The 15,478-nt window shown below is 43.9% G+C and carries 13 protein-coding genes; 8 read left to right on the top strand and 5 right to left on the bottom strand.

Annotation, left to right across the window (positions count from 1 at the left end; genetic code table 11):
• Position 1: 1 nt before the first annotated feature.
• On the bottom strand, positions 2–1,585 hold the full coding sequence (gene nhaB, locus BM528_RS12205; protein WP_071980049.1) for a sodium/proton antiporter NhaB: 1,584 nt from the start codon (positions 1,583–1,585) through the stop codon (positions 2–4).
• A 486-nt stretch (positions 1,586–2,071) separates the two neighbouring features.
• On the opposite strand from nhaB, the gene fadR reads away from it, so the two are divergent.
• From fadR to BM528_RS12190, 3 genes are all read left to right on the top strand, one after another.
• Complete coding sequence (fadR, locus tag BM528_RS12200; RefSeq protein WP_071980048.1) at positions 2,072–2,782, top strand: fatty acid metabolism transcriptional regulator FadR; 711 nt, start codon at positions 2,072–2,074, stop codon at positions 2,780–2,782.
• A 228-nt stretch (positions 2,783–3,010) separates the two neighbouring features.
• Entirely contained in the window at positions 3,011–3,370 is a 360-nt protein-coding gene (locus BM528_RS12195; protein WP_071980047.1) for a phasin-related domain-containing protein, read from the top strand.
• Positions 3,371–3,544: 174 nt separating this feature from the next.
• Positions 3,545–4,213 (top strand): hypothetical protein, encoded by a 669-nt coding sequence (locus BM528_RS12190; protein ID WP_156844061.1) that lies wholly within the window; start codon positions 3,545–3,547, stop codon positions 4,211–4,213.
• Between the two features lie 328 nt (positions 4,214–4,541).
• Here BM528_RS12190 and BM528_RS12185 read toward each other — a convergent pair whose 3' ends face one another.
• Complete coding sequence (locus BM528_RS12185; protein WP_071980046.1) at positions 4,542–5,975, bottom strand: hypothetical protein; 1,434 nt, start codon at positions 5,973–5,975, stop codon at positions 4,542–4,544.
• A gap of 53 nt (positions 5,976–6,028) precedes the next feature.
• Positions 6,029–7,489 carry a DUF3336 domain-containing protein gene (locus tag BM528_RS12180; RefSeq protein ID WP_071980045.1) on the bottom strand — a complete coding sequence of 487 codons (1,461 nt, stop codon included), beginning with the start codon at positions 7,487–7,489 and terminating at the stop codon, positions 6,029–6,031.
• Positions 7,490–7,822: 333 nt separating this feature from the next.
• On the opposite strand from BM528_RS12180, the gene BM528_RS12175 reads away from it, so the two are divergent.
• The 3 genes from BM528_RS12175 to BM528_RS12165 are packed head-to-tail and all read left to right on the top strand — an operon-like array spanning position 7,823 to position 11,171.
• Positions 7,823–9,031: a DUF445 domain-containing protein gene (locus tag BM528_RS12175; RefSeq protein WP_071980044.1), complete on the top strand. Its 1,209-nt coding sequence runs from the start codon at positions 7,823–7,825 to the stop codon at positions 9,029–9,031.
• A gap of 23 nt (positions 9,032–9,054) precedes the next feature.
• Complete coding sequence (locus BM528_RS12170) at positions 9,055–9,732, top strand: TetR/AcrR family transcriptional regulator (RefSeq protein ID WP_071980043.1); 678 nt, start codon at positions 9,055–9,057, stop codon at positions 9,730–9,732.
• Positions 9,732–11,171, top strand: a complete 1,440-nt coding sequence (locus BM528_RS12165) for a wax ester/triacylglycerol synthase domain-containing protein (RefSeq protein ID WP_071980042.1) — start codon at positions 9,732–9,734, stop codon at positions 11,169–11,171. Before BM528_RS12170 ends, BM528_RS12165 begins: the two co-directional genes overlap by 1 nt.
• Before the next feature lie 47 nt (positions 11,172–11,218).
• On the opposite strand, the gene BM528_RS12160 is transcribed toward BM528_RS12165, so the two are convergent.
• Positions 11,219–11,908, bottom strand: coding sequence for a DUF1439 domain-containing protein (locus BM528_RS12160; RefSeq protein ID WP_232230484.1), 690 nt, complete (start codon positions 11,906–11,908; stop codon positions 11,219–11,221).
• 288 nt (positions 11,909–12,196) lie between these two features.
• Here BM528_RS12160 and BM528_RS12155 point away from each other — a divergent pair, with 288 nt between their 5' ends.
• Complete coding sequence (locus BM528_RS12155; protein ID WP_071980040.1) at positions 12,197–13,840, top strand: GMC family oxidoreductase; 1,644 nt, start codon at positions 12,197–12,199, stop codon at positions 13,838–13,840.
• Here the strand turns inward: BM528_RS12155 and BM528_RS12150 are convergent.
• Positions 13,824–14,426 carry a TetR/AcrR family transcriptional regulator gene (locus BM528_RS12150; protein WP_071980039.1) on the bottom strand — a complete coding sequence of 201 codons (603 nt, stop codon included), beginning with the start codon at positions 14,424–14,426 and terminating at the stop codon, positions 13,824–13,826. The genes BM528_RS12155 and BM528_RS12150 overlap by 17 nt on opposite strands.
• Positions 14,427–14,586: 160 nt before the next feature.
• On the opposite strand from BM528_RS12150, the gene BM528_RS12145 reads away from it, so the two are divergent.
• On the top strand, positions 14,587–15,426 hold the full coding sequence (locus tag BM528_RS12145) for a crotonase/enoyl-CoA hydratase family protein (protein ID WP_071981294.1): 840 nt from the start codon (positions 14,587–14,589) through the stop codon (positions 15,424–15,426).
• Positions 15,427–15,478 lie beyond the last annotated feature (52 nt).

Genomic DNA, 15,478 nt, shown 5'->3' with positions numbered 1-15,478 from the left:
ATTAATGTCCTACCGCTTCACTGCCCACAGCTGTGGCGTTGTGGTGCTCTATCAAATGCATATCGTATAACCATGCTGTTGCGTCAGCTAGGCCAATATAGGTCGCTAACAAGCCTACAATTGTAAGAACTATGGTGTACGGCAGGGCCATCATCACCATTTTGCCGTACGACAAGCGCAGTAACGGGGCTATGGCAGAGGTTAGCAGGAATAAGAATGCAGCTTGTCCGTTTGGTGTGGCAACACTGGGCAAGTTAGTACCAGTGTTAATGGCTACTGCAAGCATATCGTACTGGTCTCGAGTAATTTGTCCTGCTTCCAGGGCTGCTGTTACTTCCGTGATGTATACAGAACCAACAAATACGTTGTCGCTAACCATCGACAGTGCACCATTAGCGAGATAGAACATCACCATTTGAGTTTCGCCCTCGAAAGAAAGCACCCAGTGGATAACAGGCTGGAAAAGCCCTTGGTCAATAATAACGGCTACTACACCAAAGAATACAGCAAGAAGGGCGGTGAAAGGCAATGCCTCTTCAAACGCTTTACCAATGGCGTGCTCTTCAATAACGCCGCTCATTGAGGTTGCAAGAACAATAACCGATAAACCAATTAAACCAACAGAAGCCATGTGTGTAGCTAGGCCCACAACAAGCCATACACCAATAAACGCTTGCACCAAAAGCTTGGCTTTTTCTCGCTTGCTGCGTCCTTCGTCCATATGATCATTGTAGTCTGCGAGAATCTGTCGAACCGCAACAGGTAACTTTGCACCATAGCTAAACAAGCCGGTTTTTTCTAAGAACACAGTTGTTAACAGACCGAACACAAAAACAGGTAACGACACTGGCGCCATTCGGATAAAGAATTCGACGAAATTCCAGCCCGCCTTATCGGCAATGATTAGGTTCTGTGGTTCGCCCACCATGGTCATTACGCCGCCTAGCGCTGTACCTACCGCAGAGTGCATCATTAGGTTGCGAAGAAAGGCTCTGAAGTCTTCTAAATCGTTGCTGCCTAAATCGTGCACTCCATCGTCACTGGTGTGGTCGTGGTCAGAATGAAATTCCTTGCCAGAGGCGACTTTGTGATAGATAGAGTAGAAACCAAGACCGACGCTAATAATAACGGCAACAACGGTTAAGGCATCGAGAAACGCGGATAAAAACGCAGACGCAAAAATGAATGAAAGAGACAGAATGAGCTTATTTTGGACCTTGATGACAAGCTTGGTGAATAAGTACATCAAAAGGTCTTTCATAAAATAGATGCCCGCCACCATAAAGACCAACAGCAGCAGAACTTCTAGGTTCACCTCAATTTCGTGCATCATATGACCCGGCGTTGTCATACCTATGAACATAGCTTCAATAAGCAACAAGCCACCGGGCTGCAGTGGATAACACTTGAGTGCCATAGCAAGGGTAAAAATAAACTGAATAACCAGTGACCAGCCCGCAATGTATGGGTCCACCATAAATATGAAGGGGTTAGCAATGAGGAAGGCAATAATAGTTTTCTTATACCAATCGGGCGCGTGACCCAGGAAGTTCTTATAGATCGCCGCGATCATTGAGGTTTGCATGAGTTCCTGTTCCTTTTACAACAAAGCACGCATTTGTGCGCATCTTTACACTGTATGTTTGCGATTTATCGCGTTATCAAACTGTGGGTAGAACACTGGGTTCTTGCTCAAAAACAGTTTTATGGCTGTTATTATAGTCGGAATTTAAGCGTACATGATATTAACGTCTTGAGAAAGCAATTCACAGGTGTCTATAGACTAAAGTGACTGAAAACTTGCCGATTTTTTGGCTCTTCTCGTTAAATAGAAGGCAAACATTAGTTCGATTGACTGTTTTGTGAGCAAGTGGGTTGTGTCTATGATGCTTTTTAAGACACCGTCAAACACAGCGTTTGCGTAGAGGATATGTGCAGTGTCTCATTCGTGCACTACATACTTGCTCTAGGTGGTTGAGCCCGTGCATATTTCGTTGTGTAATTATGCAACCATCTGGTACAATCAGTTGTTAAATTTTATGAGCTTATGTGAACATGCAGGCGTTTAGTTATGATATATAAGGCGCAGAGTCCCGCTGGATTCGCCGAAGAATACATTGTTGAATCAATTTGGAGCGGCCGCTTTCCGCCAGGTACAATATTGCCTGCTGAAAGAGAGTTATCTGAGCTAATTGGTGTCACAAGAACAACGTTGAGAGAAGTTTTGCAGCGACTTGCCAGAGATGGATGGCTGACAATTCAGCATGGTAAGCCCACAAAGGTGAATAACTTCTGGGAAACTTGTGGTTTAAACATCCTCGAGACACTTGCTCGCTTAGATCAAGAGGGTATTCCTGAGCTAGTAGATAACTTGCTAGCGGCGAGAACAAATCTAAGTGCCGTGTTTATTCGAGGCGCTATACGCCACAATTCTCAAGCATCTGCCGATATTATTGCACGCTATAAAAACGTGGAACAAGAAGGTTTAGCCTTCGCTCAGTTTGACTATCAAATGACTCACGACTTGGCGCTCGCTTCAAACAACAATGTCTTCGTACTCATGATGAATGGTTTCCGCGGTCTATATTCTCGCATTGGTGGTTATTTCTTCAGTCACCAACCGGCTCGCGATATTGCTATGAAGTACTATGCCGACCTGCTAGAGGTAGCTGAAAGTGGCGAGTACGACCGAGTACCCAATGTAGTAAGAAATTACGGTATTGAGAGTGGAAAGGTTTGGCAGCAAATTCGCCACGACATGCCTAATGACATCGTAGACTAAGGCAGGTTGAAAGAGGTTATTGCTCTCATTCGCGGTCAGCGCTAAAGCATTGGACCAACAACAAGCGCCTTTTAATAGCGTTTCCCATTCACATTTTGAATTAGTTTAATGGGCAACACTATTAAAAGGCGTTTTTTTTGTTTTTAGTATGCGGTTTCTAATTGTTCGGCGTAAAGTCTTCTTATGGTGTTTAGTCACACCCACATTAAGCATTCATAGGAGCTCAAAATGACTACTACAGATACTATCAAAGGCAAAATCAACGACGCTGAAGAAATGGCGCGTAAAATTTGGTTAGCAGGTCTTGGCGCTTATGGAAAAAGCGTAGATGAAGCGCAGGGTCGTTACGACAAGCTAAGTGAAGAAGCAAGTAAGATGTTTGACGAGCTTGTTTCAAAGGGTGAGTCTTTAGAAGGCGATGCACGCAGCAAGTTTAAATCGACGACTAACGAAGTTGAAAACCGTGTTGCCGACGTACGTAAAAAGTTAGGTTTAGACGATGAGCCAGCAGATCAGCGTATTGATGAGTTGTCGGCAAAAATCGATGCACTTACCGAAGCTGTTGCTAAGCTTGCAGCAAACAAGTAAACCGGCGTCGATTTGCGCTTAACACTACATTTCGGCCATTGCTGGTTTTTGCACGCATTAATCAGCAAAGGCACGGTAAGTGGTAACCTCTCTAAAAGATTTGCGGTATAGGCAACAGTATTGTTTTAGGCTATACCGCAGCTATCTTCTTTATCTCCCGTTCTCGGAGGCATTATGAGTAATAGAAGTACTGATACAAAGCAAACCACTGTGGTAAAAGCAGAAGTACAATCGCCGTCGTCGATGCAAAAGGGTCTCGTAAAATCTCCTTCACCCTCTCCTTTAAAATCGTCTCCACTTTTCGGTTGGTTTTTTGCTGGCGCTGATATGATTACCGCCGAGTTAGACCAAGCCGCTGGAATTGTGAGTAAACAGATAGATAAAACACAGGAAGTGTTTCAACAGATGCAAACCAAAGGTGTTGAAGTTGAGGCGGATTTAAGACGAACCTTTAATCCTTTTATGTTTGTTGACGCTGCGCAAAATCTGGTTAAATCAACAACGGTATATACAATGCTTACCGGTGGTGAAAAGCATCAGCGCAAAACCGAGCAACTTGATGCGCTTTCTGCGAAAGTTGACTCGTTGGTAGAACAGGTTGCTCTTTTAGCTGCTAAAGAAGCCGCAGAGCAGGCATCGAAAAAAGCCACAGCTACCGCCAAACCAAAGACTGCCACAAGAGCAGCAAAAGCTACATCTAGTACCGCATCAAAAGCAGCTTCGGCTAAAACAAGCTCTGAAGCATCAGCAGGTACAGAAGCTAAAAAGGCAGCGACAAAAAGACCAGCCGCTAGAAAAACAACGGCAAAGTCGACTTCTTCAACTAGCAATTACGCTAAATAACTATGTGCATGAGCCGTATACGAGGCCCGTATGTACGGTTCTGTGAGAGGGATGAGGCGGTGACGCCTCACCCTACTCGATATGCGGTTTGTGAAACAGTTGGCCATCAGGAGCAACTGAACCATAGGCGGGATATAACACTTAGGTGCAACTTCTTACTAATATCTTTAGCCAATATCACTAGCTAATATCACTAACTAAGATTGCTTTTCAATATTGCTTACTAAAAGTTAAAGGCGGCTTCTTTCTGGGCCTATCTATTTAGCACTTGGCTATCTACCACCTAGCTGTCCACCACCTGGCTATCTGCCACTTGTCTTTTTTACAGCTAGTTATTTTTTGTCCACAAATTTTGATGCTTTTTAAATCCAAAGAAATCGTGTGGCTCCCAAAAGCTTGGCACCAACTCGTCTAAAGAGTTTTGCGTAAAGTTATTCGATAGCTGAGCCATTATCTCGCCTAATCTTGCCTCACCTAAACGCATCAACTTTTTCCTATTCGCAGGGAAGTACAAGTTGCGGCTTTTATCAATGACTTCCTGTGCCCCGCTAGTAACGAATTTCTGATTACGGGTGACAACTTTACAAATGGGCTCTGCTGGCTTGGCCGGATTAAGGCCTACAACAATAGCATATTCATATTGATTCTTTTCTTGGCCTTTCTCATTGGTGGGTATAAACGTGATACCAAACCCCTGAGGAAAGTAACCCACTAAATTTGTGAAATCTTGGGCCAGGTGTTTATTTAAACTGCCTTTTTTCGCAAGTTGTTCAATAAGCAGGTAGCCTTTTGGTAAATCAAGGCGGGTATAGTCAGATTTTGTTGATAGTACGATAGAGACATAAATCTGAGGAATCTTAACTAATTCACCCAATCCTGTCTTAGATAAAAATGCGTCTTTAACAAGTTGCTGTAAAAACGATGATGCATCGCTGTGAACTTTGATAAAGCGGTCTCTCTCATCTTTAACATTACCGGTGTACTTAGGAATACCAAGTCCATCGGCTAAGTACTTCATAGTGAAGTGATAGTTTATTTTTAATAAGTCTTTTCGCTGAGATTCGTCTAAAAGCCTAAATTCATCAAGATCACCATCTGGGCCTTTCAAAATAGTGAGGGCCGCAGAGCTTTGTAATCCAATATCTTGTAAAAGCGCGGCGGAAATTAATGGAATACCCAGCTCTGTTTTCCATTTATCTTTCCAATACTGGTCGTTTCTAAAGCGGGCAATTGCCTCTCGATATTTAGATAAATAAGAGTGCGCAATCGTATCGTGAGCAAGCAACCGATCGGCCAAGCGCAAAGTGAGCACCGCTTTATAAATAGGTTTGTAACGCTGATGTACACGGGCAAAATTACCGTCTGCACCGCGGGTAAGAAGCATTAACGTGCCTAAAAACTTGGCGCTAAGCTGCTGCGTTTCTGCCCATGTTTCTCCTTCGCAAAGAGAAATGATTTTTGAGCAAACAGTCTCTAATCGCTCTAAGCGCGCTAAACGCTCTTCTTCCAGTTTTTGGGTGTTATTTTTTATCTGTTGCGTGAGCTGACCCGCGAGAACCTCTTTGTCCTTTCTGTCTTTTAATTTTAAAAGTTGGGCTTTTAAGTCAGCGGTGTGCTGCTCAAGCGTTGTGGAAAGTGAAAAGTAGTGGCGAGCGTCTTCGAAGATTGAGCCAAAACCAGACTCCTGAGGATATACCAAGGAAAGCAGATGCTTTACTTGTTGAGTGTATATATTGTCGGGGTTTTGACTTTGTGCGCTCACCGTAGTCCTTTAATTTTACATTCGCCTCTACCGTTGTGTGGGCCGTGTAGCGGTTATTGCGCAACATGCCGTAACTCAAGGGCTTCTCGTTTCTTCAATTGTGCCAGATGATACCGCAATTTCTCGCTTATTTTGGTATTTCTTTCTATTACATGGAGTTGAGGCCAAGACGCTCGTTCGCCGCTGGTAATTAACTCATCCATACTTTCTAACGTTGGGTTTGCAAGTACTTTAGAAAGATTACTAAGCTGACGTTTTGGCAATATGTTGATGTCTCCTACGTACTGCTGGTCAATTATGGATCGAACTTTGTGAATGGCAAGTTTTGCACTCTTATTGCCTACCATTTTTTCAATCATATCAATGGCAAATACGCTATTAGTTTTCGCTAGCTGCCCAATGTGGCGAGTGGTCATATCCCAAAGTGAATTTGCATCAATTCTGCGTGACGAGATAAAGGGCACTGCAAGCGGGTTTGTTTGACTAACTATACTGTGGTTCACACCATACAAACGTGCCAACCGTTTAAACGGCAAATCAGCCATTAGCGAGCCATCCGCAAACCGGCGGTTGGGTATATAGGGCACAATGTCACCAGAGGGGGTTTTCGCCTTAAGCTGTACTGGGCTAAACACAATAGGCACGGCACAAGAAGCGCGAACTGCTTGACTGATAATGGCATTTGGCGATGTTTTGGCATTTAACAAACGCGAGTGTTGATGTAAGTCGGCAGGTGACACCGTAATAGTGACGTGTCGGCCGGTCTTTTTAAATGCTTCTTCGAAGGTGGTTAAATCAAATAATTCAATGAGTGCATTTTCCAGCATAGAGCTATCGAAGAGACTGCCTTTTTTTAAACCCGCAAATGTTCGCCAGTGTTTAAACATTTCGTAAATGCGTTCTGAGTCGAGAGATTCTACTAATTCATCATGATTTCGTGTTGCAAGCATAGCGCCAATAATAGAGCCTGCACTTGCGCCAGAAATGACGGTAGGGAGTAATTTTTTTTCGTTCAGCGATTTAACCACGCCAGCGTGGAAAAAGCCGAGCCCAGCCCCGCCAGATAACATTAGGCAACTGCGGCCAAATGCATGGGCCGTCTCTTCAAAAAACGAAAGCTTTTCGTAAAAATCAACGTCGTCTTCATTCGCATTTACAATTTGCTCTAAAGTAAGCGAAACCTCGTTGATAAACTGCTCAATGAGTTTTTTTGTTCCTATTTTGCAGTAGCTCTGTAACACCGGGTTTGCAATATTACCTAAATTACCGTGAAGTCCCTCATGCAAAATCGACATTAATGCATGAACATCGCCTTTACCACGGGCTATTTGCAGACGCTGAACACGCTTTTGAATAAGTTTGTAATCATAGTATTCGCTTTTGTCTTGTGCTTTCCATTCATCTGCACCAGATAATGCATCGTGGGCTATGCAGGCAGCTTCATATTCTTCATAGCAACTTGCGTGCTCAATATCACGCTCTAGCTTTTTTAACTGTATATCGAATGCTGTCATGACAACCACCTATTAAATGCAAAGACCAGACGTTCAAGTGACAAATCTACTGACGCTCTTTTAGCAATATACAGTTTAGGTAGCAAAATTAGAATTCACTACCTAAGGTTGTATACAGAGGGCTGTAGATTTCTGAATTGACGAAACTTTTTATCGAGATGCATTCTTTGATGCGGGTTATTTAAGAATAGCGCTGTTTGAGAAGGAATATTTAACATAGAAAACTTGTTTTCTATCAACAATTACCTTTAATTGCGTTTTTTACATTGACCAAATCATAAGCACTCAGTAGCCTGATGAGTAGAATAATAAATAGGAACATTTGTTCGCTGTATGGACTGGAATTTTCAAACCTTAAGTCTACTATCTATACCCCTGATTAGCGCGGTAGTTGGATGGGTGACGAACTATTTAGCCGTGAAGATGATGTTTTATCCCATTGAATTTGTTGGGATAAAGCCCTTTTTAGGTTGGCAGGGGCTGATTCCCGCAAAGCGTCGACAAATGGCTGAAATAGAAGTTGAACTGGTTCTTGGCAAATTACTAAGTGTCGAAGAGTTGGCTCAACGGTTAGATCCCGACGAGCTTACCAAAGCCATAGAGCGTCGACTGAGTCAGGTTATTCGCAAAGTAGTGAATAACGTTATGGCCGAATCTGCTCCGCAAATGTGGGCCGCATTGCCGGTTCAAGGGAAAGATTTAGTTTACCAACGTATCGAAAACGATATTCCTAATGTCGTTCACAAAATGGTTGATGACTTTCAACACAATGTCTCCGAAATTCTCGATATTAAAGAGCTAGTTGTAGAGCAACTGGTTAACTCTCCAGAACTTATCAACGAAATTTTTCTCACCGCTGGCAGCAAAGAGTTTCCCTTTATCGTGCGTTCAGGGCTGTACTTTGGCTTTTTATTCGGTTTACCCACCATGTTGTTATGGCACTTTTACCAAGCCTGGTGGATATTGCCACTAGGTGGTTTGCTTGTTGGATATGCCACCAATTGGATTGCAATCAAAATCATATTTGAACCAAAGCGTCCGCGAAAGATAGGGCCTTTCACCATTCAGGGAATGTTTTTAAAGCGTCAGAAAGAAGTGTCTGAGGTTTATTCTTCTATTATTGAAGACAAGCTTATCACGCCTAAAAATATCACCAACGTCATTCTTCATGGTTCAGGTTCGGCGCAGCTACTTGAGCTTATTGAACTTCACGTTAACGATGCAATTGAGCGCTACGTGGCTATTGCCCAACCTTATTTTGCACTTGGTGTGGGCTCAGAAAATTATCACAAGATGAAGGCGCTGGCGGTACAGCAAATTTTTGATAACTCAGAAAAGTATCTACTTTATGCCTATGATTATGCCAACGGGGCTATGCAAATAGGTCAGGATTTAAGCTTAAGAATGCAAGCACTCAGTGCTGAAGAATTTGAGGGGGTGCTGCGACCCGCCTATCAGCAAGACGAATGGAAGCTTATTGTCACCGGTGCACTGCTAGGAATGGCTGCGGGGTTTATGCAGCTCTATTTAGTGTTTTTATGAGACAAACATTGGCGTAGTTAAAAATGAAAACAGCACAGCGTATTTTGCTCACTGCGTTAGCGATGTTTAATGAGCATGGCGAAAACTCGGTAACGAGTGTCGACATTGCCATTGAGCTCGACATTAGCCCAGGCAACCTCTATTACCATTTTAAAGGGAAAGAGAGCATTGTAATAGCGCTGATGAAAATGCATGAGAAGCAAATGCAAACTCTGTTGACGAGGGAAAAGCTTGATACGCTAAATGCAGAAGAAATCATGTATTACCTGTATCTCCTCGTCGATAGCATTCATGTTTTTCGCTTTCTTTATAAAAGCCCAGCAGATTTGGCCGAAAAATACCCATCTATCGTAAAACGTCGACAGCACATTTTGGCTAACCTCAAGCGCCAAATTAGCTTCTTATTTACCTCGTTAAGCGAGAGAAAGGTTCTTGTTGCTACTGAAGCTGATAGGGTGTTGCTGGTTGAACTTATCTTGCTGATCATTACACAGTCTTGCCAGTTCGATGAATTAAACAGTCATATGGACGACGAGGTTCAGCGCTTTCACGCGCTATCGCTTATGATGGTGAGTATTCTTCCTCGACTAGCATTGAATGAAAAAGAAAAAGCGCATTTGTTGAATACACTGCACTCTCACGACTTTGCGAGTGATATAAAAAGTGAATCGCCACTTGATAGCTACAGCGGGAGTAAATAATGTCAAAAACGCTCAGTTTCTTAGATAAATCATTTTGGATTACTGAATCTGATGAAAATCCAAAACACGTAGCCTGCTTACAGCTATTGGCCTTGCCGGAAGGGGCTGACAAAAAAAGTTACGTGCCAAACTTATTCAAAGAAATTAAGAGTTATACCCGCGCTACTTCGCCTTTCAGCTGCACGGTAAAAACCTTTCTTGGCTACCCTATAGGCTTCAAGCCAGTGAAAACCTTGAACATGGATTATCATGTGCAAATTCATCGGGTCGCGAATGTGCAAAACAGAGAGGCTCTCGATGCGTTTGTTGCTCGCCTCCACGCCTCGCGCTTAGACCCGGATAAACCCCTATGGCAGTATCATTTTATTTTTGATGAAACCAGCGACACCTTCGCCATTTATGCCAGAGTACACCACATGTACGGCGACGGAACGACATTGGTGCGATGGTTTCAGTCTGGGTATGTATCGCATTCTAGCGAGGGTAAGTTTATCCCTATTTGGGCGGTAAAACGGCTTCGAAATAAAAAGCGAGACCCAGTGAGTCTTGTGAAGCGATTGGTTGGCGTAGGTTATGCGCTAAAAACCGTATTCGACTTGTTTGTTATCTTTTTGCGCATTTTCATGAAAATACTCAGGGTTAACCCACATTACATGCCGGTTCCCTTCACGGGTACAAAAACCATGTTAACTGGGCAGGTAAAAGCGGGTAGGGCAGTAGCCACAGTAGACTTAGACTTTAAACGGGTAAAGTCACTGGCTAGACGCACTCGCTCTACGGCGAATGAGGTATTATTGTGTGCATTTGATATTGGTGTGCACAAACTGCTTAAAGACCACGGGCAGGTTTTTAAGAAAGCATTGTTCACAAATATGCCGATTAATTTAAGAAAGCCGGGTGAAAAAACCACAGGAAACAAAATTGCCATTGTGCCGGTTAAGCTCGCCCACGGTGAAAACGATCCTTATCTTCGACTACGTCAAATAGTAGTGAATCATCGTATAGTAAAGCACGCAGCCCAGCATGCACGACCTTCTGCGTTTAGTAGTTACACCATTGCAATACAATCTCTTGCGTTAGTATTCGAATGGTTGAGGTTATCCAATGTGGTTAAACCCATTGCTAACATACTAATCTCAAATGTTCCTGGCCCTAAAGACACTCGATATTTGAAAGATGCAAAGCTTTTGGCCTGTTATCCTATATCCACAATGACACCAGGTGGCGGAGTAAACATCACTTTTATGACCTACGCAGATACTGCCAATGTTGGGTTGGTGTGTTGCAACAAGAATATAGAATCGCTGCAGCCACTTGCGCTATATGTGAAAGAGGCTTTTGATATGCTGGAGGCCAGCGTAGATAACCCCAGGCTAAATATTGACGACATTGGTGAGCATATCGATACTGTGCCCCTGTCTATTGTAAGCGACCATTAGTACTGATTTATCTGAATTAAAGAAGTGTTGAATGTAGAAGATGCGCTTTAATCTTGGGGCGAGTTTTCATTCTTTGTGAGGTAAAAGCGTAAGCGGTCGTCTTCTACTCTTACGCTTTTACCCACTTGGGCAAAAAGAGCTTCGCGCCAGTGAGATTTACGCATTGTGTGAGTCAAATTTGTGCCTTTTAGCTCTTCTTGAATAGCTTGGTTTATTTTGGGTTTATGGTAGTCCAGCACAGCTTGCTTTGAATCTGAGAGATAAAGCTTAAGATACTCAGTAGCCAAATCGGATGTGCCTACAGTAAATAGCGACATAGCAGAGCGTAATGACGACGTGACCAAGCTATTAATGCCCTGCGGGAAAAACGTGTTTAACACATATCGAGAGTCTTTCAGCAGTGCATAATCGTCGTTAATCAATGTAATGGTGTCTACGCATACATGAGTTAACAACACCGTTTTAGATATTTCATCATAGTCGGGCTTAGCGCTCACCACCACGACAAGGTGAGCACGATACAAGGTAGTGTTTGCGACATCGATATTAATAGTGGCAAGACACTGAAGTGCTATTCGGTTTGCTTCATTGTTAAAGCTGATTTCTCCTTCATGAATATTGACAGTCCCTGTACCGATGGGAATGTTTAGCGAAAAGCGGTGGGGAAAGAAATCAGATATCAATTCGTGCAGTTCGTCTTTAGTAAAATCGTCGTAGCGCAATTTTCCAAGCCTCACGAGCACTCTGGCAATCAAAAGCTTACAGCTATCCTTAATTGACAATGAGGCTGATTGACTTTCTAAAGATGACGGTGAAAGTGGCATAACAAAGACGTGGCTCTCAGGCAAAAGGTAGATAACACATCAAGACTATTACGTTTTGTGAAAGTTACAACATAAAACTTTCCCGAATGATAACTAATTTGCTAATCTGGTCTTACCACAACGTTTTGTTAACAATTAAACAAGTGCGAAAAAATAAACGCGTTAATCGCCTTATGAATTTTCGTTTTTGGAGCAGTGAATATGAGTGAAATGCAAGGCAAATATGACTACATCATTGTAGGTGGCGGCTCTGCGGGGGCTGTGTTAGCCACGCGGCTGTCTGAAAATCCTGCGCTTGATATTTTACTCATTGAAGCGGGCACGAAAGACACCAATCCTATGATCCACGTACCCTTTGGCATCTCCTTGCTAAGTCGCTTTGAGGGTATAGGCTGGGGCTATCATACCGCGCCTCAAAAAGAGATGTACGACCGCGAACTATTTTGGCCACGAGGAAAAACTCTGGGTGGCAGTAGCTCTGTTAATGCCATGTGTTACATACGCGGTCAGGCCGAAGATTACGACCGATGGGCCACCCAAGAAGGTGCTGCAGGATGGTCTTTTAATGACGTCCTGCCTTATTTTAAGCGTTCGGAAAACTTCGAAGGCGGTGCTGATGAATATCACGGTACAGGTGGGCCTTTAAACGTGAGTAAGTTACGTCACACCGATGTACTGTCAGATGCCTTTGTTAACTCGGCGTCGTTTGGTGGCTACAGGCAGTTAGACGACTTCAACCGAGACGATAGAGAAGGTTTGGGTTATTACCACGTCACCCAAATTAATGGCCAGCGATGTTCCACGGCTAAGGGGTATTTGTCGCAGGCAAAACACCGCAATAACCTCACTGTTCTTACCAAGGTGGCTGCTGAAAAAGTGATATTGAAAGACAAGCGTGCCATAGGCGTACAGGTAAGAGAAAAAGGCACAGTTGCAAGGTATTACGCCAAAAGCGAAGTAATTTTAAGCGGAGGCGCAATTAACTCACCGCAGCTACTAATGCTCTCGGGTATTGGCCCTAGAGTTGAACTGGAAGAGAAAGGAATTTATGTTCATCAGGATTTACCTGGTGTGGGTCAAAACTTACAAGACCACTTAGATGCTATTGTGCAATTTACCTGTGAAGCTCGTGAAGGTTACGCTGTGGCCGCGGGAGCCCTGCCAAAATATGTGAAAGCAACAGCAGAATACGCGCTGAAAAGAGACGGTATATTCTCATCTAACATTGCGGAGGCCGGCGGATTTTTACGCTCGTCTCAAGCAGAGGAATACCCAGACATACAGCTCCACTTCCTACCCGCTATTTTAAATGACCACGGCAGACAAGTGGCGTTTGGCTATGGCTATGGTCTTCACGTTTGTTGTTTGTACCCTAAAAGTCGAGGCACTATTTCGCTACAAAGCAATCACCCAGCAGACCACGCACTCATAGATCCTAACTACCTCAGTGCACCTGAAGATCAGCAGGTAATGATTGACGGCGTGAGAATAGCCAGAAAACTTTTAGCTGCGCCAGACTTTGAGAAGTTTAAAGGCAAAGAGCTCTATCCTGGTGAGGAGGCGCAAAGTGACGAAGACATTCTCGAGTTTCTGAGAGAGCGCGCCGAAACCATCTATCACCCTATCGGCACGTGTAAAATGGGAAGCGATGACGACGCCATGGCGGTGGTCGATTCTCAATTAAAAGTACGAGGTATAGAAGGGCTGAGGGTTGTGGATGCCTCGGTAATGCCTAGCTTAATAGGTGGCAATACAAACGCGCCTACGGTAATGATTGCAGAGCGCGCGGCCGATTTTATCAAAGCGGCGCACGAAGGGCAGCCGGTGCCTATTTCTGCTGCATAAACAGGTCTGCCGCGCAGTCACACATTTCTTGAATGTGGCTGCTGTCGGCATAAATACCGTCTATCAACAGCCGCGCTATTCCGTGCAGCGTACCCCACGTAACTTGCGCTAATCTGAGTGCGTCCTGGTTGTTGGGCAATAAGCCCTTTTCTTGCCAAAACTTGGTCATAGTGACCTGAAATTGAAAACAGGGAAACGCGACGTCTTTTAAGTCGCTGGTGGCCGCATTATTTTGCCAAATAGTGCGCCCGAACATCAGCTCATACATCTCAGGATTATCAGCGGCATAACCGACGTATTCGCGAACGAATTCTCTAAAGCGCTCTTTTGGTGATTTCTCGTCTTGTTCAAAAATGCGCTTTGCGGCGGAATGCCAGTCGCTAAATCCCTTCGCAGCTATTGCGCTTAATAAAGCGCTTTTATCTTTAAAATGGTGATACGGGGCAGTGCGAGATACGCCCGCATCTTCCGCAAGCTTGCGCAAAGACAAACTGTCTACACCATAGTCTGCTAGGCGCTTTGCTGCCGCATGCAATAAGGCTGTTCGAAGATCGCCATGATGATAGGTTTGCGCCACACTCGTCATATTAAATTTTTTAATTCCGTGCTTTTAATTTTCAGGTTATTAGGTCGTAGTGACCTTGAATACAGTTTTATCTTGACAGTGTCAACATAGCCTTTTATCTTGACGCTGTCTAGTTTGCAAAAATGTTAATAGGATTTTCACCATGGAGACACCGCAAACCATGAATTACTCTACACTAGAAATAAAATACGAAGGGTTTGTCGCACACATTGTGCTTAATCGACCCGAGGCGATGAACAGCATGAACCCTGCGTTTTGGACAGAGCTTCCCGCTGCGGTTCGAGCAATTGATGATGAAGCAAAAGCACGAGTCATTATTATATCTTCAACGGGCAAACACTTTTCTGCCGGTATGGACCTTGCGGTATTTCTTAACATGAAAGAAGACTTCAAAGGCGATCCATCGCGCCGAGCTGAGCGAATGAGAAGAACGGTAAAAATGTTGCAAGATAGCTTTACCGCTATTGAAGAGGTACGTATGCCCGTTATCGGCGCTGTGCAAGGTGGAGCAATTGGTGGCGCAGTAGATTTACTAAGTGCCTGTGACATGCGCTATTGCACTCAAGATGCTTTTTTCTCAATTAAAGAAACCCAGATTGGTATGACTGCCGATGTGGGCACCTTACAGCGCCTGCCTAAGTTGATACCGATTGGTATGGTGAAAGAGCTTGCCTACACAGGGCGTAATTTTGCGGCTCAAGAAGCTCAGCAGCTTGGTTTTATCAATGAAATATTCGATGACCACGAGCAAATGCTTAGCGCGGTAACCAAAGTTGCGCAACAAATTGCCGCTAACTCTCCGCTTGCTGTGTCTGGCACAAAAACTATGATCAACTATGCCACAGAGCATACGGTGTCGGAGAGTTTAGATTATATGGCCACCTGGCAAGCGGGCATGTTTCATATGGAAGATGTGTTCACTGCCATGGAAGCTCAAAAAAAACAGCAGCAACCAGAATTTCCGCCGCTACACAGCGCTGTTAAAAAACTAGCTCAGTAAAAACTAGCCCAGTAAAAACGAGCGCAATAAAACAAATGAAATTGTAGCGTCG

This window comes from Alteromonas sp. RW2A1 (assembly GCF_001886475.1).
Lineage (GTDB): Bacteria > Pseudomonadota > Gammaproteobacteria > Enterobacterales > Alteromonadaceae > Alteromonas > Alteromonas hispanica.
The sequence above is the reverse complement of the archived record's forward strand: the minus strand, read 5'-3'. Positions and strand labels throughout refer to the sequence as shown.

Bases quoted from the DNA above. Each gene is read 5' to 3' on its own strand.
- nhaB (WP_071980049.1), bottom strand. From the start codon at position 1,585: ATGCAAACCTCAATGATCGCGGCGATCTATAAGAACTTCCTGGGTCAC.
- fadR (WP_071980048.1), top strand. From the start codon at position 2,072: ATGATATATAAGGCGCAGAGTCCCGCTGGATTCGCCGAAGAATACATT.
- BM528_RS12195 (WP_071980047.1), top strand. From the start codon at position 3,011: ATGACTACTACAGATACTATCAAAGGCAAAATCAACGACGCTGAAGAA.
- BM528_RS12190 (WP_156844061.1), top strand. From the start codon at position 3,545: ATGAGTAATAGAAGTACTGATACAAAGCAAACCACTGTGGTAAAAGCA.
- BM528_RS12180 (WP_071980045.1), bottom strand. From the start codon at position 7,489: ATGACAGCATTCGATATACAGTTAAAAAAGCTAGAGCGTGATATTGAG.
- BM528_RS12175 (WP_071980044.1), top strand. From the start codon at position 7,823: ATGGACTGGAATTTTCAAACCTTAAGTCTACTATCTATACCCCTGATT.
- BM528_RS12170 (WP_071980043.1), top strand. From the start codon at position 9,055: ATGAAAACAGCACAGCGTATTTTGCTCACTGCGTTAGCGATGTTTAAT.
- BM528_RS12165 (WP_071980042.1), top strand. From the start codon at position 9,732: ATGTCAAAAACGCTCAGTTTCTTAGATAAATCATTTTGGATTACTGAA.
- BM528_RS12155 (WP_071980040.1), top strand. From the start codon at position 12,197: ATGAGTGAAATGCAAGGCAAATATGACTACATCATTGTAGGTGGCGGC.
- BM528_RS12150 (WP_071980039.1), bottom strand. From the start codon at position 14,426: ATGACGAGTGTGGCGCAAACCTATCATCATGGCGATCTTCGAACAGCC.
- BM528_RS12145 (WP_071981294.1), top strand. From the start codon at position 14,587: ATGAATTACTCTACACTAGAAATAAAATACGAAGGGTTTGTCGCACAC.